The 21295-nt window shown below is 33.9% G+C and carries 16 protein-coding genes, 1 other RNA gene and 1 pseudogene; 7 read left to right on the top strand and 11 right to left on the bottom strand.

Going from position 1 to position 21295, the window contains the following annotated elements:
- Positions 1 to 151 precede the first annotated feature (151 nt).
- The 4 genes from Q0Q96_RS03325 to Q0Q96_RS03310 all read right to left on the bottom strand — a co-directional run bounded on the left by Q0Q96_RS03325 (position 152) and on the right by Q0Q96_RS03310 (position 5079).
- A complete protein-coding gene (locus Q0Q96_RS03325; RefSeq protein WP_293871708.1) occupies positions 152 to 2737 on the bottom strand; it encodes a phosphoenolpyruvate carboxylase in 2586 nt (861 codons plus the stop codon).
- Positions 2738 to 2815: 78 nt separating this feature from the next.
- On the bottom strand, positions 2816 to 3298 hold the full coding sequence (locus tag Q0Q96_RS03320) for a winged helix-turn-helix transcriptional regulator (protein ID WP_264521043.1): 483 nt from the start codon (positions 3296 to 3298) through the stop codon (positions 2816 to 2818).
- 76 nt (positions 3299 to 3374) lie between these two features.
- Positions 3375 to 4517: a M14 metallopeptidase family protein gene (locus Q0Q96_RS03315; protein WP_293871702.1), complete on the bottom strand. Its 1143-nt coding sequence runs from the start codon at positions 4515 to 4517 to the stop codon at positions 3375 to 3377.
- Positions 4518 to 4527: 10 nt separating this feature from the next.
- Positions 4528 to 5079, bottom strand: a complete 552-nt coding sequence (locus Q0Q96_RS03310) for a 1-acyl-sn-glycerol-3-phosphate acyltransferase (protein ID WP_293871699.1) — start codon at positions 5077 to 5079, stop codon at positions 4528 to 4530.
- A gap of 59 nt (positions 5080 to 5138) precedes the next feature.
- On the opposite strand from Q0Q96_RS03310, the gene Q0Q96_RS03305 reads away from it, so the two are divergent.
- Positions 5139 to 5801, top strand: coding sequence for a fused MFS/spermidine synthase (locus Q0Q96_RS03305; protein WP_293871696.1), 663 nt, complete (start codon positions 5139 to 5141; stop codon positions 5799 to 5801).
- Here Q0Q96_RS03305 and kdsB read toward each other — a convergent pair.
- The 3 genes from kdsB to Q0Q96_RS03290 form a co-directional block, all read right to left on the bottom strand.
- A complete protein-coding gene (gene kdsB / locus Q0Q96_RS03300) occupies positions 5793 to 6518 on the bottom strand; it encodes a 3-deoxy-manno-octulosonate cytidylyltransferase (protein ID WP_293871693.1) in 726 nt (241 codons plus the stop codon). The genes Q0Q96_RS03305 and kdsB overlap by 9 nt on opposite strands.
- A gap of 54 nt (positions 6519 to 6572) precedes the next feature.
- Entirely contained in the window at positions 6573 to 6995 is a 423-nt protein-coding gene (locus Q0Q96_RS03295; protein WP_293871692.1) for an EamA family transporter, read from the bottom strand.
- A 258-nt stretch (positions 6996 to 7253) separates the two neighbouring features.
- Entirely contained in the window at positions 7254 to 8675 is a 1422-nt protein-coding gene (locus tag Q0Q96_RS03290; protein WP_293871691.1) for an AAA family ATPase, read from the bottom strand.
- Positions 8676 to 8952: 277 nt separating this feature from the next.
- Between Q0Q96_RS03290 and Q0Q96_RS03285 the strand changes: the two genes are divergently transcribed.
- Positions 8953 to 9765, top strand: a complete 813-nt coding sequence (locus tag Q0Q96_RS03285) for a DUF3822 family protein (protein ID WP_293871689.1) — start codon at positions 8953 to 8955, stop codon at positions 9763 to 9765.
- A pseudogene (gene rsmD / locus Q0Q96_RS03280) lies at positions 9762 to 10310 on the top strand (16S rRNA (guanine(966)-N(2))-methyltransferase RsmD); the annotation flags it as partial. The gene Q0Q96_RS03285 and the pseudogene rsmD, both read left to right, overlap by 4 nt.
- Before the next feature lie 5 nt (positions 10311 to 10315).
- Here rsmD and rnpB read toward each other — a convergent pair.
- Positions 10316 to 10650, bottom strand: an RNA gene (gene rnpB / locus Q0Q96_RS03275) — RNase P RNA component class A.
- Positions 10651 to 10757: 107 nt separating this feature from the next.
- On the opposite strand from rnpB, the gene dnaX reads away from it, so the two are divergent.
- On the top strand, positions 10758 to 11840 hold the full coding sequence (gene dnaX / locus Q0Q96_RS03270; RefSeq protein ID WP_293871686.1) for a DNA polymerase III subunit gamma/tau: 1083 nt from the start codon (positions 10758 to 10760) through the stop codon (positions 11838 to 11840).
- A gap of 80 nt (positions 11841 to 11920) precedes the next feature.
- Positions 11921 to 12538, top strand: coding sequence for a DNA polymerase III subunit gamma/tau (locus Q0Q96_RS03265; RefSeq protein WP_293871683.1), 618 nt, complete (start codon positions 11921 to 11923; stop codon positions 12536 to 12538).
- Between the two features lie 193 nt (positions 12539 to 12731).
- On the opposite strand, the gene Q0Q96_RS03260 is transcribed toward Q0Q96_RS03265, so the two are convergent.
- The 3 genes from Q0Q96_RS03260 to Q0Q96_RS03250 are packed head-to-tail and all read right to left on the bottom strand — an operon-like array spanning position 12732 to position 16269.
- A complete protein-coding gene (locus tag Q0Q96_RS03260; RefSeq protein WP_293871681.1) occupies positions 12732 to 13622 on the bottom strand; it encodes an exopolyphosphatase in 891 nt (296 codons plus the stop codon).
- Between the two features lie 38 nt (positions 13623 to 13660).
- Positions 13661 to 15781 (bottom strand): polyphosphate kinase 1, encoded by a 2121-nt coding sequence (ppk1, locus tag Q0Q96_RS03255; protein WP_293871678.1) that lies wholly within the window; start codon positions 15779 to 15781, stop codon positions 13661 to 13663.
- Between the two features lie 2 nt (positions 15782 to 15783).
- Positions 15784 to 16269 (bottom strand): histidine phosphatase family protein, encoded by a 486-nt coding sequence (locus Q0Q96_RS03250; RefSeq protein WP_293871675.1) that lies wholly within the window; start codon positions 16267 to 16269, stop codon positions 15784 to 15786.
- A gap of 620 nt (positions 16270 to 16889) precedes the next feature.
- Between Q0Q96_RS03250 and Q0Q96_RS03245 the strand changes: the two genes are divergently transcribed.
- Together Q0Q96_RS03245 and Q0Q96_RS03240 are read left to right on the top strand one after the other, a co-directional pair.
- Positions 16890 to 17501: a hypothetical protein gene (locus Q0Q96_RS03245; protein WP_293871672.1), complete on the top strand. Its 612-nt coding sequence runs from the start codon at positions 16890 to 16892 to the stop codon at positions 17499 to 17501.
- Between the two features lie 21 nt (positions 17502 to 17522).
- The coding region (locus tag Q0Q96_RS03240; RefSeq protein ID WP_293871669.1) for a hypothetical protein at positions 17523 to 21295 on the top strand (3773 nt) is incomplete at its 3' end.

Raw genomic sequence — 21295 nt, 5'->3', positions numbered from 1 at the left:
TCATTTTTTTTACAAAGATGTATTTTTTTTGAATTAAAATTCTTTTTAAATTCTTTAAAACCTCAATTAGATTTCTGAAACACTTATAAGATAGTTCCTTACATTAAAAGTAGTTTTTGGGAAAAAGAAACTGTCGAAAACCAAAATTGCTTCATGCTGAATTCCGACTAGCATTGGTATTACCAAACAGCGAACGTATTACTAATTTTTCGTAAACACTAATCAACTTTTCATCGAAAATAGTACTTTTTTTCATAAAATTAATCTGTGAAGAAGCATATTGCTGAATTGCCAGTAAAGGTATCACAATTTGTTCTCGCATCGCTATAGAGGCTTTTCCATCTGGGTAATTTTCCATGAGTTCTTTGTGTCCCGCGATTTTTAGTAATAAACGTTTGGTATCCAAAAATTCGTCGTAAATAATTTGCCAAAAGTCGCCAAACTCTTCATCCTCTTTCATATAAGCAGTTAGTGGGAAAAAGCATTTTGCTACTGACATCATACTGTTTTCCAACAGTGTTCTAAAGAACAACGAATTTTCATAAAGTGCTTGTACTTCTTCCCATTTATGGGTATCTTCAAAATGTTTTAATGCTGTTCCTACGCCAAAAAAACCTGGTACATTTTGTTTTAACTGACTCCACGCACTCACAAACGGAATGGCACGCAAGTCGGATAAGTTTAATTTTTCGTCGTTGTTTCTTTTTGAAGGACGACTGCCAATATTGGTTTTCGAATAATATTTAAGGGTACTAATTTGTTCCAAATAAGGAATAAATTTGGGATGGCTTTTAAAGCTTAAGTATTTTTCATATCCCAACTGCGCTAACTTGTCTATAATTGTCTTTTCGTCTTCGGATAAATTATTTTTTGCTTTATTAAAAATTTGATTGGCTACTCCGGCACTCAACAAATTTTCTAAATTATACCTACAAGAATCTATAGTCCCAAAATTGGAACTTATAGTTTGTCCTTGAACCGTGACTTGTATTTCTTGATTTTCAATTGTTGAACCCAAAGAAGCATAGAACTTGTGGGTTTTTCCTCCGCCACGAGCAGGTGGACCGCCACGACCATCAAAGAAAATTACCTTTATTCCATATTGCCGCGAGACTTTGGTAATCATTTCTTTGGCTTTAAAAATACTCCAGTTTGCCATTATATAACCGCCATCTTTGGTTCCGTCAGAAAAACCAAGCATGACCGTTTGCTTTTCCTTGCGATGTTGCAAATGATTTCTATAAGTAGCATTTTGATATAATTGTTCCATAATATGGTGTGCATTTTGCAAATCATCTATAGTTTCGAAAAGGGGAACAATATCAACCGTTGGATTTTCCCAACCTACTAGGTGAAACATAGCAAAAACTTCAATCACATTTAATGCGCTTTCATTGTTACTAATGATGTATCTATTGCAACTTTTTTCGCCGTTCTTAATTTGAATGTTTCTCATCAACGCAATTGTTTCCAATGTAGCACGCGAGATTTCGTTCTTGAATGTGTCGGGAATTATAGTAAAATGTAGATTAGAAATTACGTTCATTTTGTTAATCTCTGAAAGTGAGTCATAATCTTTTGGGAAACAAACTGACTTTTCACTTTTAAGAAAAGTTACAATATCATCTATGACCTGATTGTGAATTTTGCTATTTTGACGAATATCTAACGAGGCAAAATGAAAACCAAACTGATTTATTTTCTGCAAAAGCAAATTAATTTCATCTAAATAAAGTGATTGGTGTTTATTGATAATAATTTGTTTGACGATATTTAGGTCATTTACTAACTCTTGTTGCGAAATAAGCAATTCGCCTTGCGAATAAAAAACAGATCTGTATAATTTGTATTCTATGCCTGCAATTATGGTGTCCACTTCGTTAAAAGTCAATTTTCTTTTGAGGTTTCTGATGTCAAAATAATAGCATTTCAAAACAGAGATTCGGAGTCGGTCAGCCACTTTTTGTGTAATTTCTGTTGTTACAAAAGGGTTGCCGTCTTTATCGCCACCAGGCCAAAATCCTAAACTAATTATTGGGTTTTGAATGTTATAACCCTCAAAAAAGTTTTTCTGCAAATACTGCATCATCTCGCCTATGGTTTGGTAAAATACATTTTCGAGATACCAAATTAGACTTACCGCTTCGTCAAACGGTGTTGGTTTTTCTTTTTTAATGAAAGGTGTTTTGCCCAATTGGGCTAATAATTGTTTGATTTTTATCAAATTATTTTGGCGAATTGCTTCGGTCAAATCAGTAATTATTCCTAAAACTGAACCTGGATAAAACTGTGTAGGATGAGCGGTAAGTACTGTTCTTACATTAAAATTTTCGAAAAATTCTATCAGTTCTTCATGTTTGTCTTTAGCATCTGATTTTTCTTTTACATCTCGCAAAGAGCCTCTTCCTTCTAAATTATTTACAGTAGGGAAAGCGGCATCTTCGATAGCATCAAAAAGCACAATTTGCCGTTCTATATATTGAATAAAACGAAATAGTAAATCTATTTTATTTTGTTCAGTAATATTGTCAAGATATTTTTTAATAAAAAAATCAACGATTTGTTTGGGAGACCAATTTTTTTTAAAACCAGCATCGCAAACCTCACTAAACAATGGCAATAAAACACCCGTGTTGTCAATAGCATCGAACGGAAGTGTTATAAAAACACTATTATAAATATGGTATTTTGATAAAACGTTTTGGTTAAAACGTTCAATTTTGGGTAAGGTGTACATGATCTGAAAATTGAATTTTAAATGTACAAAAAAACCTCAAGTTTTCTCTTGAGGTCTTAAATATATTTTTGGTTTCAACTAGTCTAGTTCTTGGAAAATAGTGTGCATTAAACGTTTTTTATCGTTGATGCTTTCCTCAAGTGAAATCATAGTTTCAGTTCTGTAAACGCCTTCAATATCATCAATCATAAAGATAACGTCTTTGGCATGCTTTGTATCTTTGGCTCTGATTTTACAAAAAATATTAAATTTACCTGTAGTTACATGCGCTACTGTTACGTATGGAATTTCGTTAATCCTTTCTAAAACAAATTTTGTTTGTGAAGTGTTGTTCAAAAATACTCCAACATAGGCGATAAATGAATAACCCAATTTTTCATAATCCAATGACAATGAAGAACCCATTATGATTCCTTGATCTTCCATTTTTTTTACTCGAACATGTACAGTTCCAGCGGAGATTAGCAATTTTTTGGCAATATCTGTGAAAGGAATTCTTGTATTGTCAATCAGCATATCTAATATTTGGTGATCTACTTCGTCTAATTTAAACTTACTCATCTTTTTGGTTTTATTTTATTTGTCAAATTTAAAAATGCAAAATTATATTTTTTTCAATAAAAAAATTAAAAAACTATTAAATTTTTAACCCGTTAACAAATTTAATAGTTTTATCTAAACAAAAATCTGCATTTGATTCGATAATCGGAATATTATTTTTGGCATCAAAGTAAGTTGCTCCTTTAGCAGCAAACTGTACATGTCCAAAATAATTTTCTAAATTATTTATTTGAACAATTTTCGCTTCAAACAGTATTTTATCATTTTTTAAAACTTCTTTGTATTGAGCGGCAAAATTGATAATTTTTTCTTTATTATCATAATTTATTTTGACATTATTATAAACAAAGTCATAAAAAATGATTTTATTTTGCGGAATTTTTAAGTAATCTTCATTTTTATTGAGAACTATATCGTTTTCGGTAAAAAATTGCATTCCCGAGAGTAATGCTATAAAAATATATTTTCGTGTTATTTCTCTTTCGTAATCATCAGCATAATGCCCTGCTTCAAAAAGGATAGTTGGTACATTTAAGTATTGAAAAGTATCACCAACACAATTGATATTGAAAGAATCATCAAATCGTCCGACCTGATTGGGGATAAATTGTTGTAATGTAGTATTCATTGCCACAATAATATTCATGGCTTTTAACCGTGCTTCATTTACCTCACGGTTTTCATTGAAAGCTGGAGCGAGAAAAGAAACTGTGGCAGGATTAGCAGTTTGTCCAACACCATAAATCGTTCTTTGATCGTGCAGATTGTAACAATAATTTGGTTGGAATGTATCAAATGTTTTTCTTAAAACAACACTTTCTGGTTGCGACAAGTTTTGTGCATCACGATTAAGGTCTATTCCGTTAGCGTTTTCCCGAGTGTAAAATTTGGCGCCATCAGGATTGAGCATTGGTATAATGCAAAAAGTAAATTCTTGTACTAGTTTTTTACTCAATTCAGAATCAGAATACAACAAGTTCAAAAAATCAAATAATGCTTTGGTTGTTGTGCTTTCGTTGCCGTGCATTTGTGACCAGATTAAAATTTTGATTTTACCTGTTCCGATTTGTACTTTATATATAGGTTTTCCCAAAACAGACTGACCTATAATTTCGTGATTATATTTTAATAATAATAATGGTTCAACGTTTTCCAATGTAATGTAACGTCCAAAAATAGAAGCTTCCTTAAATTCTAAATGTAATTGTAAATAATTCATTAGCCTGGTTTTATACTTGAAAACTTCTTTCTGGGATTTTTCCGGTGACGTTTTTAAAATGTGCCAAAATCTGTTTTATATCTTCCTCATAATTACCTGTAATAGCAATTGGATTGCCCAATATAACTTCCTTTTTACCATAATCAAACGCTACAGGGATAATTGGTACATTGGCTTTTAAAGCAATGTAATAAAATCCCGTTCTTAATTCGGTTACTTTTTTCCGGGTGCCTTCAGGCGATAATGCCAGTCGAAAGGTTTCATGGTTGTTAAATACTTCGGCAGTGGCATCTACATTATTTTTACCGCCGCTTCGGTCTAATGGTATGCCGCCAACACTTTTGAAATAATAACCAAACGGAAAAACAAACAGTTCTTTTTTGCCCACAAAATTAATTTCAACATTCATAATTCCTCTAACCAACAAGGCAATAAAAAAATCTATATAGGAAGAATGGGGAATCACAATAACAACGCATTTTTTGACTTTTTTATCAAGAGTTCCAATCAAGTTCCATCCCAGTAATTGATAGAAAATAAATTTGTAAAGTCGTTGTTTCATTCTACAGATTTTGCGTAAATTTAGTGTTTCTATACTGTTTTTTAGAAAAATATTTGTTGATGCTAAAAAAACTGTTGAGCTATTTTATTCCGATTACCATTTACAAAAAAAACTCTTCGGTGAGTAAATCTCTAGAGATTACTTGGAACAATGGCGAATTGGTTTTAGATAGTAAAAATACCAACTATTCTTATGGAAGTTTGCAGCGCATTTTGAGAAAAGGTTTAAAATTCATTGGTTTTGAACGCATCCAAAATTTTGAAAGTATATTAATTCTTGGCGTTGCTGGCGGAAGCGTGATTAAAACCTTGGTAGATGAGGTGAAATTTAAAGGAAAAATTACAGGTGTCGAAATTGACGAAACAGTTATTGCTATTGCCAATCAGTATTTCAAACTTGATGCGATTTCGAATCTGCAAATTGTAATTGACGATGCTTTTGAATTTGTATTAAAAACCAATGAAACGTATGATTTAATAATTATTGATATTTTTCAAGATACTACTATGCCGAACTTTTTGTTTGAAGATTTTTATATCAACAGAATCAATGCTTTACTAAATTTAAACGGATTTATTTTGTTCAATACTATGGTAATTAATTTAAAACAAGTAGAACGAAATCTGCTATACAAATCTAAATTTGGAGGGGATTATTCTTTGCGAATGTATCCCAAAGTAGAGGTGCATAACGAATTGTTTACCATAAAAAAACTACACTAGTTTTCTAGCTTTCTCCAAATCTTCTGGGGTATCTATGCCGATACTTCCTTGAGTAGTTTCGATCATTTTTATTCTTTTGCCAAATTCCAAATACCGTAGTTGTTCCAGTTTTTCCGAAGCTTCTAACGATTTCATTGGCAAACGATAAAAGTCTAACAAAGCTTCTTTGCGAAAAGCATAAATACCGATATGCTTCATGTAGCGAACGCCAACATTACTCGCTCTTGCATACGGAATGACGGAACGCGAAAAGTATAAAGCAAATCCGTTTTGGTCTGTTACCACTTTTACGTTATTCGGATTTTCGATATCGGTTTTAGCAGTTATTTCAAACATTAGCGAAGCCAAATCTACTTTATTATCAAAATCATTTCTAAAAATATGCAACAGTTTTGACAAGGGTTCCTTATTGATAAAAGGCTCGTCGCCTTGTACATTCACTACAATAGCTACATCAAGATTTTCTATGGCTTCTGCAATTCTATCGCTACCACTTTCGTGTTTCTTTACGCTCATAATAGCTTTTCCCCCATTATTAATTATTTCGTCGTAAATCAAAATGGAATCGGTTACCACAAAAACATCGTCAAACAAATGGGTGTTTTTTGCCGCTTCATAGGTACGTTGAATAACGGTTTTACCACCCAAATCTTGCATTAGTTTACCATTAAAACGGGTGGCAGCGTAACGAGCGGGTATGACGGCGATGATTTTCATTTTTATTAAAGTTGAAAGTTTTAAAATGCTAAAGTACGCACTTGAACTTAATTTTTATTTCAAAGTTAAAATTAAAAGCCCAACAATGATAAATCCTCCGCCAAGTGCTATTTTCCAATTAAATTGTTCGTTCAGTACTATAAAAGATAATAGCAAGGTGATGATTATACTTCCTTTGTCTATCAACGCTACTTGTGAAACATTCCCTATTTTGATGGCTTTATAATAAAATATCCAAGAAAGTGACGTGGTAACCCCCGAAATAGCTAGAAAAACAACATCCATTTTGGTGAGGTTTCTAAAATCTTTAACCGATTGAAATACAAATACATTAAGCCAAACTATCAGGAAAACCACTACTGTTCGCACTGCCAATCCTGTATCTGAACTTACATTGCGCAGACCCATCTTGGCTATGACCGAAGTTAATCCTGCAAAAAACATCGAGATTAAAGAGTAAACAATCCAGTTTTTCATAATTAAGGTAATAAATTGGATATAAATATTTTTATTAAATAACCCGTTGGATGCAATTCATTTTATCAATTTTTAAACACATAGAAACATAGTTTTTATTAATTGTGTAAAGACATTATACTTAAACAAAGTAAAACATAGCTATGATAAACCAAGAATTGGTCTATCCAACTCTTTTTTTCTATGAAACTATGTGTTTAATTTTTTTGAAATTCTGAATCATTAATAATTGCACCCAACAGATTGTCAAATATAAATTTATTCTTCAAAACTCTCGTTCTTAAACCCAATCAAATACAGTTTGTTTTTTGCCCGAGTAACGGCGGTGTACAACCAGCGCACATAATCTACATCTACACCATTGGGCAAATACGGCTGTTCTACAAAAACAGTATTCCATTGTCCTCCTTGCGATTTGTGGCACGTAATGGCGTATGAAAATTTTACTTGCAAGGCATTAAAATATTCGTTGTTTTTTACTTTTAGGAATTTGCGGTATTGGGGTTCGCCTTCGTAATCTTTGATGACTTCTTGGTACAAGCGGTTGCTTTCCTCAAAAGTTAACGACGGTGATTCGCTAGTAATAGTGTTCAATAGCAGTATGGTTTCAAACGGTTTTTGATTGGGATAATCTATCATTCTCACTTTTACTTTGGCAAATTTAAAGCTGTACAATTCTTTGAAACCAAATATTTCCAAAACTTCTACAATATCGCCATTGGCAATAAAGCCTGCTTCATCGGTTTCTTTTAACCAAAAATAATTGTTCTTGACCACCATCAAATAATCGCCTACAGACAAATCGCTTTCTTTGTCCAAAATTTTGGAGCGAATTTGTTGGTTGTATTGATTCGCTCTTTTGTTAGAACGAACGATAAAACAGGTATCTTCTATACTATAATTACTATACGCACTTTGTATGGCATCTTCAATATCGTAACCGTCAGTAAGACGAACAATGTCTTTAAATCCTTTTAAATCAAACTGAAACGTATCTATAAAATTACTTTTGAGCAACGCTCTCAATGCGGTGGCATTGTACAAAATTCCTGATTTTTCTTCCTGACGCATTACTTCATCAAACTCGATAGAAAAAATTTCTTTATTGTAATTCATCGCTAATTTTTGGGTGTCCAATGCCGGACTCATTTCCAATTGTACTGGTGGTAATTGCGCTGTATCGCCCAATAGAATCATTTTGCAATTATCTCCGTTGTAAACGTAGGAAATCAAATCATCTAGCAATGAACCGTTTTCATACAACTTCGATTCGGTATTCACATCCGAAATCATCGACGATTCATCCACTATAAATAAGGTATTCTTATGCTTATTGGTTTGCATGGTAAATAGCACACCGCCTGATTTTCCTTTCTTTGGAAAATATATTTTCTTGTGAATTGTAGAGGCAGGTTTGTTCGAATAATTGGCAATCACTTTTACAGCTCGACCCGTTGGTGCCAGCAGCACATATTTCTTGTTTATAGCAGCAAGATTATTGACAATGGTAGAAATAACAGTGGTTTTTCCTGTTCCTGCAAAACCTTTTAGTACAAATATTTCGTTATAAGAAGTGTTGGTTAAAAAATCGGCTATCTTTTGAAAAAAAATATCCTGTTTTACAGTGGGTTGAAACGGAAAATGTTTTTGTAACACACTGTAAAATTGGCTCGAAGTCATAAATAATTGGAGGTCAAATTAGAATGTCAAATGTAGTGATTTAGAGGTGAGAAAATAGAGAAAAGAAAATAGCAACTGCGCGATACCTATTTTATATAGCGAACCGTATTCATATATAATTTTTTATTAAAGTATTAATGGATTTGCCATGTCCACTAATGGATTTGCCATGTCCACTACTTTTTAATCCAAATAACAATTGCATTTTGCCCATCATAATGCTATTGCAAATGCAATTGATTTTCGTAAGTTTGCTGTTCAAAATTAAGGAAGCAGTATGTGGCCAAACAACAACGTTATCGATAAAATGTACAAAAAATTGGCTATTCAAGTTTCCTTGGACGGTTTGTCTTTTGCCATTTTTGACACGCTGATGGACAAACCGTTGCAACTACAAAAGATCAGTATTGGCAAAGTTTCTGTGACGTCAAAAATCGAAGATTTGTTTACCGATGCCTTTCAAAATTATCCAGAACTCAAAGCAGATTATGACGAAGTCGTGATTATTCACAATAATAACTTCTCGACTTTTGTGCCGACGGCTTTGTTTGATGAAGACTATTTAGGAAGCTATTTGCAGTTCAACACCAAGGTTTTTGAAACCGATTTTTTTACTTTTGATGTATTAGAAAATTATGAAATGAACAATGTTTACATTCCTTATGTGAACATCAACAATTATTTTATTGACCAATTTGGCTCTTTTGATTACAAACACGCCAACAGTATTTTGGTTCATAAATTATTGGATTTGTCAAAAAACAAACAAGAATTGCAACTGTTTGCTCATATTAGCGATGCTCATTTTGAAATTGTAGTGATACAAAATCAAAAATTAGAACTCTATAATTCATTTGAATACAAAACACCAGAAGATTTTATATATTATCTTTTGTTCACTGCAGAGCAACTGCAACTCAATCCAGAAAATGTCAAAGTAGCACTTTTAGGAAAAATTGACATCGAAAGCGAACTCTATAAAATGGCATACAAATACATCAGAAACGTATTTTTAATGGATGTTAATTTGCAACCTAATTCTTTCTCCGAAGCCCAAAACCGAGAACATTTTATCCTGCTTAACGCATGAGAATAATTTCTGGCAAATACAAAGGCAGAAGAATTGCGCCACCCAAAAATCTTCCTGTTCGACCAACGACCGATATGAGTAAGGAAGCTTTGTTCAATGTATTGAACAATCGCTTCAACTTTCTCGAATTAAAAGTATTAGAGCTTTTTGCGGGCACAGGAAGTATAAGTTATGAGTTTGCTTCGCGCGGATGTTCGCCCATAATCTGTGTAGACGGCGACATGGGATGTGTAAATTTCATCAAGAAAACAGCTTTAGAATTTGAGTTTGATATCTCCGCCATTAAAAACGACGTGTTTAAATTTCTGGAAAAACATCAAGGAAATTATGATATTATTTTTGCTGATCCTCCTTATAATTTGCCGCAAAAAGATTTCGAAAAAATTATCGAACTTATATTTAAAAACGAATTACTCCATCAAGACGGAATGCTTGTCGTAGAACATTCCAAGTATACCAAACTCAATCACATTATAAATTATTCGTTCCAAAAAAACTATGGCGGTTCCGTATTCACCTTCTTTGAGTTTGAAGGTGACCAAGAGGAATTAAAAAAAGCAGACCTGTAAGCCGGATTCTGTTCATTCTGAACTTGTTTCAAAATCTCTGAATCAAATCCAAAATTACCTTATCATTTATCTAGTCTCGTCATTACTAACGAGATCGAGCTTCCTACCCTTCGACAACGGGCGAGTAACCCTTAACTATCGATATACTTGAAATTTCACCGCATAGAGTTTACCTGGTTTCACTACAGCATTACCTGTACCTGCTTTCTGTTGCACTTGTCCTCGTCTCACAACGGTTGGGTGTTACCCAATATGCTACTCTGTGGTGTCCGGACTTTCCTCCCTTCTTTCGAACGGCGATAAGGCGGTCTGCGGCGCAAAGGTAACAATTACGAATTAAGAATTCTGAATTAAAAATTGATGCATTTATAGTAATTTGGAATTCGTAATTATTCAATCTATATTTGTGAACACTAATTTTCTATGGAACAATTTGTAGTATCAGCCCGAAAGTACCGGCCGCAAACGTTTAAAGATGTTGTGGGACAACAAGCTATTACCAACACCTTGCTCAATGCCATAGAGAACAATCACTTGGCTTCTGCCCTATTATTTACCGGACCAAGAGGCGTGGGGAAAACTACTTGCGCTCGTATTTTAGCGCGCAAAATTAATCAACCTGGTTATGATGATCCGTTCGAGGATTTTACTTTCAATGTCTTTGAACTCGATGCTGCTTCTAACAATTCTGTGGACGATATTAGAAATTTGATTGACCAAGTTAGAATTCCACCACAAACCGGGCAATACAAGGTATATATTATTGACGAGGTGCACATGCTTTCTACAAGTGCTTTCAATGCTTTTTTGAAAACTCTAGAAGAACCGCCAAAGCACGCCATATTTATTTTGGCTACAACCGAAAAACATAAAATCATTCCTACCATATTATCACGCTGTCAGATTTTTGACTTCAAGCGTATCACCGTCAAAGATGCGAAAGAACATTTAGCAGAAGTTGCCACCAGTCAAGGGGTAGTTTTTGAGCAGGATGCCTTACATATTATTGCTCAAAAAGCCGATGGTGCTATGCGTGATGCGCTTTCTATATTTGATAGAGTGGTTTCTTATTGTGGAAACAACTTAACACGCCAAGCCGTTACCGAAAATTTGAACGTGCTGGATTACGAAACCTACATTAACATGACCGATTTGATTTTGGAAAACAAAATCCCAGACGTTTTATTAGCTTACAATGATATTTTGTCTAAAGGTTTTGACGGACATCATTTTGTTGCAGGTTTAGCCACGCACTTCAGAGATTTATTGGTTTCAAAAAATCCTGCAACACTTTCCTTATTAGAAGTGAGCGAAGCAACTCAAAAACTTTACGGATTACAATCGCAAAAAGCGAGTCACGATTTTTTATTAAAAGGAATTGATCTGGCCAACGACTGTGATTTGAAATACAAGGTTTCGCAAAACCAGCGTTTATTAGTAGAACTCACACTAATGCAAATTGCCTCCATCACTTTTGACGGAGAAAAAAAAAAGCTGACTTCATAATTCCTGCAACTTATTTTAGAAACAATAGCTTTTCAATAGTCGAAAGTCGAAAGTCGAAAGTTGAAAGTGAGGCACTAAAAGTGGAGGAGATTGCTCCAGCTGTTGAAAAAGTAGTTGAAAAACCCGCAACCGAAAACCTTCAACCTATTACTCCTGTCATTCCAGTTTATGCGGAGCGAAGTCGAAGTGCAGTCGAGGGAAACAACAAGCAACCATCAATCAACAACCAACAACCAACAACTAAAGTTTCTGCGTTATCGCTTGCCAGCATTCGTGCCAAGAAAGAAATGACTGAAAGCTTTAAAGCCCATGTACAAGAATCGGTACATTTGCCAAGTGAGACTTTTACCGAAACCGAAATGCTAGAGCAATGGGTAAAATATGCGCAACGCATGGAGGACAAAGGCTATCGTATCATTGCTTCATTACTAACCATCAACGATCCAACGCTAGATGGCACAACCATTGTTCACGAGCTACCCAATGAAAGTTCCAAGATAGATTTTGATAAAGAAAAACCAGAACTTTTGGGCTACTTAAGAGGCAAATTGCATAATCATGATATTAATATTAACATTAAAGTTAACGAAACGCTGGTGTCAAAAAGAGCTTACACCAATCAAGATAAATACAACCGGTTGTTAGAAATTAATACGAATTTAGAACTTTTGAGAAAGATGTTTGGTTTGGAGTTCTAGTTTGTATATTCCTTTTTTCTATCCTTTATTATCTGAATTAGGAAACCAAATCCTACCAAAGACATGGCAATTATTCCTAAATAATGCCCCTTATTAGTTGAAAAGCTTAAATCTTGATAGTTTAAACTGTAGATATGAAATCCTAAAAGGGGTATGCAAACAATGAGGCAAATGATTCGATATGTTTTCATAATTATAGTTTTCCTTGATATAGCGCTTTTACGATACCATCGGCAAGACCAATTTTTGGCACAAAGAGTTGGCGAGCGCCGCTCCATTTCATAGCATTGAGGTAAACTTTTGTGGCAGGGATGATAACATCTGCACGATCTGTATTCATTGCTAATTCGGCGATGCGTTGTTCGTAAGTAAGCGAGTTTAAGTATTGGTATTGAGAGTTTAAGTATAGGTACGACAAGGGTTTGTCCTGCAGTTTTCCTGATAATTTGAACAGTTTATTGATGTTACCGCCCGATCCTATAAGGATTACATTATCATAATCGGCGGTAACGGTTTTAATCCATTTTTCGATTTCGTCCCACACAATATCGCTTACCATATTATTGAGCATGCGTACAGTTCCTATTTTGAAGGATTTAGAAACTATCATTTTGCCATTGGTAAACAAAGAAAACTCTGTGCTTCCGCCGCCAACATCTACATAGAGATACGTTTGATCGGTTTTTATGAAGTCATGCAAATCGGAAGAAGCAATAATAGTCGCTTCAATTTTTCCGTCGATAATATCAATATCGATATCGCATTTTTCTCTGATAATGTTGGCAACCTCTTTGCCATTGTAGGCCTCTCGCATAGCTGATGTGGCGCAGGCTTTGTACTTTTCTACTTTATAAACTTTCATCAATAATTTAAAAGCTTTCATAGCATCAACCATTCTGTTGATATTTTCTTCAGAGATTTCTCCAACGGTAAATGCGTCTTGCCCCAACCGAATGGGCACTCGTATTAAAGCACTTTTATTAAATTGAGTAGGTGCATTTTTTTGTTCTACAATATTGGTAATAAGCAATCGCATGGCATTGGAACCAATATCGATAGCGGCATATTTTTTTATTGAAATCATTAATTAAATAATGCTTTTATAAGGTTATTTGATTGGAGTTATTGCTTTTTTTGGGTTACTTCTAATCTGTCTCGGTAGTAATTGTACATTTCATGTTGGGCTCTAAAAACGGGTTCCTCTTTGGTACGAATTCTATATTTGTTTTCAAATTTTTCAGAATGAAACCGGGCTTTTACATTTCCTTTCCAACCTATGTTGAAGGTGTCTATAATTTGTTTTTTTATTTCTTGGTCATAAATAGGACAAGTTACTTCTACTCTACCATCAAGGTTTCTAGTCATAAAATCGGCTGACGAAATATAAACTTCTGGGTCATCATTATTGCAAAAAATATAGGAACGCGTGTGTTCTAAAAAGTAATCTACAATACTAACGGCTTCAATATTTTCGCTCATTCCTTTTACGCCAGGAATTAAGGAGCATATACCTCGAACTTGCAGTTTGATTTTGACACCAGCATTGCTCGCTTCGTATAATTTGTCAATAATAGGGTAATCAGAAATACTGTTCATTTTTAAGTTAATATATGCAGGCCGACCCATAATAGCGTTATTTATTTCTCTATCAATGAGTTTATAAAACTTGGAACGCGTGTAATGAGGCGATACAATTAAATGTTTGTACCGGTGAACTCTAAAATTAACATCAAAGAAATCGAATATTTTTGAAACATCTTTTAGTATTTGCTGATGGCTTGTAAACAAGGTCAAATCAGTATAGATTTTGGCAGTGCTTTCGTTAAAGTTTCCTGTAGAAATAAAGCCATATCGTTTTATCTTGCCGGCTTCAACCCTTTCAATCAAACATATTTTACTGTGCACTTTTAATCCTTTGATACCAAAAATAAGTTCGATACCTTCTTGTTGCATTTGCTCGGCATAGGAAATGTTACTAGCTTCATCAAAGCGCGCTTGCAACTCAATTTGTACCGTAACTTTCTTTCCGTTTTTAGCAGCATTAATCAGTGAACTCACAATTTGAGAGTTTTTTGCCAGTCGGTACAAAGTGATTTTTATAGAGGTAACTTTTGGATCTAAAGCCGCTTCACGTAAGAATTTGATAAGATATGAAAACGACTGAAATGGCGCGTTTACCAAATAATCTTTTTGGGCAATTTTGTTTAAAAAGCTACCGTCTAACGATAAGCCTTCAACGGGAAGTGGCAGTCGTGTAGGATACAATAAATCAAATCTGCCTAGGTTTGGGAAATTCATGTAATCCCGTCGATTGTGGTATCTTCCGCCAGGGATGACACCATCGGAAGCATCAATTCCCATTTTGAAAAGTATAAATTTGAGGGTGTCTTTTTCAATATATTTATCATACACAAAACGAACTGGTTCTCCAATTCGCCTGTCTTTAACCGAAGTAGCAATTTTTTCAAGCATACTTTTACTCATATCGCTATCAATGTCGAGTTGCGCATCTCGAGTAATTTTTATCATGTGTGCCGAAATACTTTGATAATCAAAAATATTGAAAATACTACTTAAGTTATACCGGATTAAGTCGTCCAACATGATCAAGTATTGCTTGCCGTCTTTATTGGGAAGTTCTATAATTCGATTGGTGTTTTTGGGAATTTCGATGATGGCATAATGTACTTCTTGTTTTGCTTTTTTCACCAAACCTAACATAGTAGATTTTTGATTGCTTTTCATCACCATTTTGACTGCCAAATAGCCCGAAGTGTCTTTAAGTAAAGGAAATTCGGCTAAATCATTAAGGATAATAGTGACCAATTCAGGGCTTATTTTTTGAATAAAAAAATCTTTTATAAAATTCTCATGAGCTCCTGAAACTTCATTTTCATTAATAATGATGATGTTTTTCTTAACTAATTCATGTTCAATAACGTGAAGTATTTGCAAACTTTCTGACTGTTGTTGGATTACAATTTCGGTGATATCCTTAACCAATTGTTGTGCTGAAATTCCACCCAAAATCTTTTCACCAGTAACTCCAGATAAACTCAACCGACGAATAGCGGCAAACCGCACTCGAAAAAACTCATCCAAATTATTTGAAAAAATACCTATAAATCGTAATCTTTCTAATAAGGGTACTGCTTCATCGGCGGCTTCTTGTAAAACTCTGGCATTAAATGCTAACCAACTTTTTTCTCGGTCTATATAACGAAAACCTGTTTCTTTACTCATATTTATTTTAAATCTTTCGGAAAAACAATAGTTTTTGTAATGCCATTATTGATGTCATTCCAAGTTTCTTGTTCGAATAGTATAGTAACAAATCCAGAAGTACAAACATTGTCAATAAAAATGTTTCCAAATTTATTAACAAAATGGGTTATGGCTTCATTGTGACCAAAAATCATTAAATGCTCCCATTCATTTGAACATGATTTTATGATTTGCTCCAGTTTGACATCGTCAAAAGTATATAATTCCTCTTTAAATTCAATATTTTCTTTAGGAAAGGATAAATTTTGTGCAAAAATAAGTGCTGTTTCTGAAGCTCTTTTTGCGGCACTGCTCCAAACCAAAATTTTATTTGTAATGTGACTGCTAATATGCGATGAAACCAAATGTGCATCTTGAACACCTTTACTTGTCAAGGGTCTATAATAGTCACGTAACGGTGCTTCCCTACTTGATTTAGCGTGCCGAATGAGTAGTAACTGTTTCATAGTTTGGATTATTTTGTTTTTTGAAAGTATCAATATAGGCTAATAATTATCTAGTATGAAATAGTAGCTACAAGACTAACGTACAAATTTATTTTAAAAATTTTTAATATTAAATAAGACGAAAATACTTTTTTCAAAATAGTTCAATTTTAAAGCAAAGGATTTTAAAAAAAAACAAAAATAAAAAAATGTTATAAACAGATTGTTGTTAATAATTTTTGTAGTAATTTTATATTCAATTATACAATAAAATGCACTTTATCTATTAAATTATACACTTTATCGATATTTTTTTTGGTAATTATAATTAAACTTTCTACTTTCGAAGTGTTAAACAAAATAAAAATAAAAAAAATAACCCTAAAAACCCAAATGAAATGTCAAAAATTAAATTAAAAACAAGAATAAATAGACATTTACGGCTCTAAAATGAAAGAAAATTGTCGTTTGAACGAGTTTTTAAGTTGTTTGTAGAAAAATTTGGGTGTATTGATGGTTTAGTATATAATTTAGCACACGAATAGTAAACCCCAAAATCACTATTATCCTAAATGCCTACATCCAAAAACTACTTCAAGCCCAAAAACCCTTTTGTAAAATTATTTTCAAATTCTAATTCTATGAAAACAAATAGCCCAAATGTATTATTTAACCGTCAAACAAATTTATCGTTTGATAAAACAAGTCAAGTCATGAAACAAAAACTATTATTAATTTTAATTCTTGTCGCCTTTTATTCAAGTGTGTTTGCTCAAGCTTCAAGATCAAATGGTACTGTAGTTGTCAGAGAGATGAATTCATTTCTTTCGTCGGCAGTTAATAGCGGAGCTCCCGCTCGTATTGCAAGTAATAACAATAGCACTATCAACGCTCAACGTCTGAACGCTTTGGTAACTCAAGTTCAATCTTCAATTTATTTTTATAATGGTGAAGTAAAGACTTATGGAGATGCGCCTACTAATCTCTTTACGGATGCAAGTTCGTTAAATCAGGTCAATAATTCAATTACTGCAAAACAGCATATTGAAATTGTTACCATCGCAATTAATAATGCCAGTGAATTAAATTCAATTATTGATTTAGCTGCTTTTTCAAATTTTCCTAATTTGAAATACATTTATTTTATATCAAACATTGCAACGACCAGTGAAAACATTTCTAGTCACATTGGTCATTACGATAGTAGATTGAACTTATTATATAAAATAGACAAAGGAGATAAGAATCAATAAAAATTGATAAAAAGAAACTATATGAAAAATTTATACTTTACCTCAATCGTAAAAAAACTTGAACACTTATTTGTATTATTAGTTATTCTATTAGGATTTTCTATTACAAGTAATGCTCAAGTTAAAAAAGCATTTACCCAAAGAACTTCTCAATTTAGTCCAACTAAAAAGATTTACAATGTGAAAGGTGATTTCACTATGTTGGGCAATACATGTTTGACGCTTCAGAATTATTCTGCAACGACAAACAATAATAACAATGCAATGGTTTATGTTGATACTGATAGTGATCCAAACACTTTTAATTCATCATCTTCTACCTTTGATATTGCTTCAGAAAATGGTTCTATTCCGTCTTGTTCAAACATTGTTTTTGCAGGTTTGTATTGGACTGGGAAAGGTTCTCCAAACTTGACATTTAATGTTACTAAAAATAGTGTAACAAAAACTTTTAACAAAAGAGTAGTTAAATTTAAAGGACCTACAGCAAGTACATACACTGATATTACAGCAGCTGCAACAGACATTTATTATCCTTCGAATACTGAAGACGATATTTATGCTGCCTATGCTGAAGTTACTGATTATGTTAGACAAAATGGTATAGGTAAATATACTTTAGCTGATATGGCACTTTTAGAAGGTGGTCAAACTAGTGGAACGGGATTCTCTGGAGGTTGGGGTATGATAGTTATTTATCAAAACTCAAAAATGAAATATAGAGACATAACTATTTTTGACGGTTATGCCTATGTTGATGCTGGAAATTCAGCTGCAGGAATTGAATTACCTGTATCTGGTTTTAATACAGTACAATCGGGGAATGTAGGGATGAAAATTGGTTTCATGGCTAGTGAAGGCGACGTAGGTTTTACGGGAGATTATTTTAAAATGAGAAATCTTAATACCACAAATTATACCTCCTTAAGTCGAAATAGTAACGGTATAGTTCCCAATCCAGATAATTTCTTCAATTCGTCGATAACTGTTCCTGGAACTCGAAATCCCAATTTAGTCAATAATACGGGTATTGACATCGGTATTGTTAACATACCAAATACCAACAATAGTATTATTGGAAATGGACAGACAGATACAAAATTTTTATATGGTACCAATGGAGATACGTATTCTATTTACACCATTGCAATGTCTGTTGACTCCTATATTCCAGAAGTTGGAGAATTACTTTCTGCCACAACCATCAACGGTTCACCTGCAGTACAACCTTACACCATATTACCTGGGCAAGATGCCGGATTTACTATTGATATAAAAAATACAGGTACTGAAGCTGTGAATAATTACAAATTAATTGTTCCCATTCCTTACAATGCAACTTATGTTGCCGGAAGCGCGATAGGAACTATTTTTAGTCCTCAAGGAACTCCAACTCCAAACAATATCTCTTTTAATCCTAGTTTAGGTGGAACGGGATCGATTGTTTGGGATTTTGGAACTTTGGTTTTACCTGTCAATCCAAGCACATTATTAGCTAGATTAACTTTTAAATTAAAATCTACAACAGATTGTGCTATTTTAAGTAATGCATCTTGTGGAAACACATTGGGTGTTAACGGAACTTCTTCAGGATTAGGAAGCGTTACTGGTATTTCTTTAAATAATACCACTTTAATTCAAGGATATACTCAAAACGGCAGTTGTATTGGTGAACCAATTCCAACTCCTTTGAATATAGCCATTAATGGTACTAGTTATGTTTCACAAAACTGCCAAAATGCTGATTATACGCGACATTTTTCATATTGTAGTGCTAGCACAAGTGTTGGAACTTCTCAAATTGCATCCAATTTTCCGCTGGGATCATTATTTTATAATACATTCCCAGTAACGGTTAATTCAATTCAATATACAGATGCCAATCCAATTCCTCTTGTTTCAGGTTCAACTGCTACTTACTACGCTGTTCCTTCAGGTAGTACTGGATGCAACTTTCCTTTTACTATTACTAAATGTCCTGTTATTGTAGCACAAGATGACGCTTTAGCGGGTGGTAATGGAACAACAGGGAATCCAAATGCTGGTAACGTACTAAACAATAACGGAAGTGGTGCAGATACTTTAAATGGTGTTCAAGCTCAAATTAGTCAAGTTAATATTACGGTAACTACTCCTGCAACTTCTATTGGTGGTAATCCAGTGCCCGTTATAAATACAACTACTGGACAAGTTTCTATTCCTGCGGGTACACCAGCTGGAACATACACCATAGTTTATAATTTATGCGAAAAATTAAACCCAGCAATTAACTGTGATCCAGCAACTGTAACAATTATTGTTACTAAACCTATAATTGACGCCGTAAATGATTCTGGTACTTCTATTGTTGGTGCTAGTGGCGGTCAATCTTTAGCTAATGTCTTGGTTAATGATACTCTTAATGGAGCACCAGTTGCATTAGCTTCTGTAAACTTGACTCAAGTTTCTACTACAAATGCTGGCGTTACTTTAAATGTATCTAATGGTTCTGTTAATGTTTCCGCTGGAACTCCAGCTGGCTCCTACATTTTAACATACCAGATCTGTGAAAAATTAAATCCATCCAATTGTGATACGGCTACCGTAACTGTTACTGTTACTAACGCTATTATAGATGCTGTTAATGACATTGGCACATCAATTGTTGGCGCTACAGGTGGTCAATCGTTATCAAATGTATTAGGTAATGATATTCTAAATAGTGCCACAGCTACTCTAGCTTCTGTAAACTTGACGCAAGTTTCTACCGCAAATGCTGGCGTTACTTTAAATGTATCTAATGGTTCTGTTAATGTTGCCGCTGGAACTCCAGCTGGCTCCTACATTTTAACATACCAAATCTGTGAAAAATTAAATCCATCCAATTGTGATACGGCTACCGTAACTGTAACTGTCACTAAAGCAGTTATTGATGCAGTGAACGATATTGGTGCTACTATTGTAGGTGCTATTGGTGGTCAGTCATTACCTTACGTATTAGGGAATGATACGCTTAATAGTAGTTCAGCTAATTTAGGTAATGTTAACCTCACCTTTGTTTCTTCCACAAATGCTGGAGTGACGCTCAATGTTTCAGTTGGATCAGTAAATGTAGCTCCTGGAACTCCATCTGGCACCTATATTCTAACGTATCAAATTTGTGAAAAAATAAACCCAACTAATTGTGATACCGCTACAGTTACTGTTACTGTTTCAAACGCAACTATCATCGCTCAAGACGATGCTATTGCTGGCGGTAATGGAACTACGGGTACTCCTAATGCTGGAAATGTTTTAAATAATAATGGTAATGGTAACGATACTTTAAATGGAACTAATGCTTTAATTTCTCAAGTTAATATTACGATTACAACTCCTGCATCTTCTATTGGTGGTGCTCCAGTACCATCTATTGATACAGCTACTGGAATAGTTTCTGTTCCTGCTGGAACACCTGCCGGAACGTATACTATTGTGTACAACTTGTGCGAAAAATTAAACCCAGCTAATTGTGATCCCGCTACGGTAACTATTACTGTTACGGCTCCAGCTATCATCGCTCAAGACGATGCTATTGCTGGTGGTAATGGAACTACGGGTATTCCTAATGCTGGAAATGTTTTAAATAATAACGGTAATGGTAACGATACTTTAAATGGTAATCCTGCAACTATTGCTCAAGTAAACATAACAGTAACAACTCCTGCATCTTCTATTGGTGGTGCTCCAGTACCATCTATTGATACAGCTACTGGAATAGTTTCTGTTCCTGCTGGAACACCTGCCGGAACGTATACTATTGTGTACAACTTGTG

Origin of the sequence: Flavobacterium sp. (assembly GCF_025352015.1) — a bacterium.
In the GTDB taxonomy this organism is placed as follows: Bacteria; Bacteroidota; Bacteroidia; order Flavobacteriales; family Flavobacteriaceae; genus Flavobacterium.
The sequence above is the reverse complement of the archived record's forward strand: the minus strand, read 5'-3'. Positions and strand labels throughout refer to the sequence as shown.

Coding starts and splice junctions, on each gene's coding strand:
- Q0Q96_RS03325 (WP_293871708.1), bottom strand. CDS start 2,737: ATGTACACCTTACCCAAAATTGAACGTTTTAACCAAAACGTTTTATCA.
- Q0Q96_RS03320 (WP_264521043.1), bottom strand. CDS start 3,298: ATGAGTAAGTTTAAATTAGACGAAGTAGATCACCAAATATTAGATATG.
- Q0Q96_RS03315 (WP_293871702.1), bottom strand. CDS start 4,517: ATGAATTATTTACAATTACATTTAGAATTTAAGGAAGCTTCTATTTTT.
- Q0Q96_RS03310 (WP_293871699.1), bottom strand. CDS start 5,079: ATGAAACAACGACTTTACAAATTTATTTTCTATCAATTACTGGGATGG.
- Q0Q96_RS03305 (WP_293871696.1), top strand. CDS start 5,139: ATGCTAAAAAAACTGTTGAGCTATTTTATTCCGATTACCATTTACAAA.
- kdsB (WP_293871693.1), bottom strand. CDS start 6,518: ATGAAAATCATCGCCGTCATACCCGCTCGTTACGCTGCCACCCGTTTT.
- Q0Q96_RS03295 (WP_293871692.1), bottom strand. CDS start 6,995: ATGAAAAACTGGATTGTTTACTCTTTAATCTCGATGTTTTTTGCAGGA.
- Q0Q96_RS03290 (WP_293871691.1), bottom strand. CDS start 8,675: ATGACTTCGAGCCAATTTTACAGTGTGTTACAAAAACATTTTCCGTTT.
- Q0Q96_RS03285 (WP_293871689.1), top strand. CDS start 8,953: ATGTGGCCAAACAACAACGTTATCGATAAAATGTACAAAAAATTGGCT.
- dnaX (WP_293871686.1), top strand. CDS start 10,758: ATGGAACAATTTGTAGTATCAGCCCGAAAGTACCGGCCGCAAACGTTT.
- Q0Q96_RS03260 (WP_293871681.1), bottom strand. CDS start 13,622: ATGATTTCAATAAAAAAATATGCCGCTATCGATATTGGTTCCAATGCC.
- ppk1 (WP_293871678.1), bottom strand. CDS start 15,781: ATGAGTAAAGAAACAGGTTTTCGTTATATAGACCGAGAAAAAAGTTGG.
- Q0Q96_RS03250 (WP_293871675.1), bottom strand. CDS start 16,269: ATGAAACAGTTACTACTCATTCGGCACGCTAAATCAAGTAGGGAAGCA.
- Q0Q96_RS03245 (WP_293871672.1), top strand. CDS start 16,890: ATGAAAACAAATAGCCCAAATGTATTATTTAACCGTCAAACAAATTTA.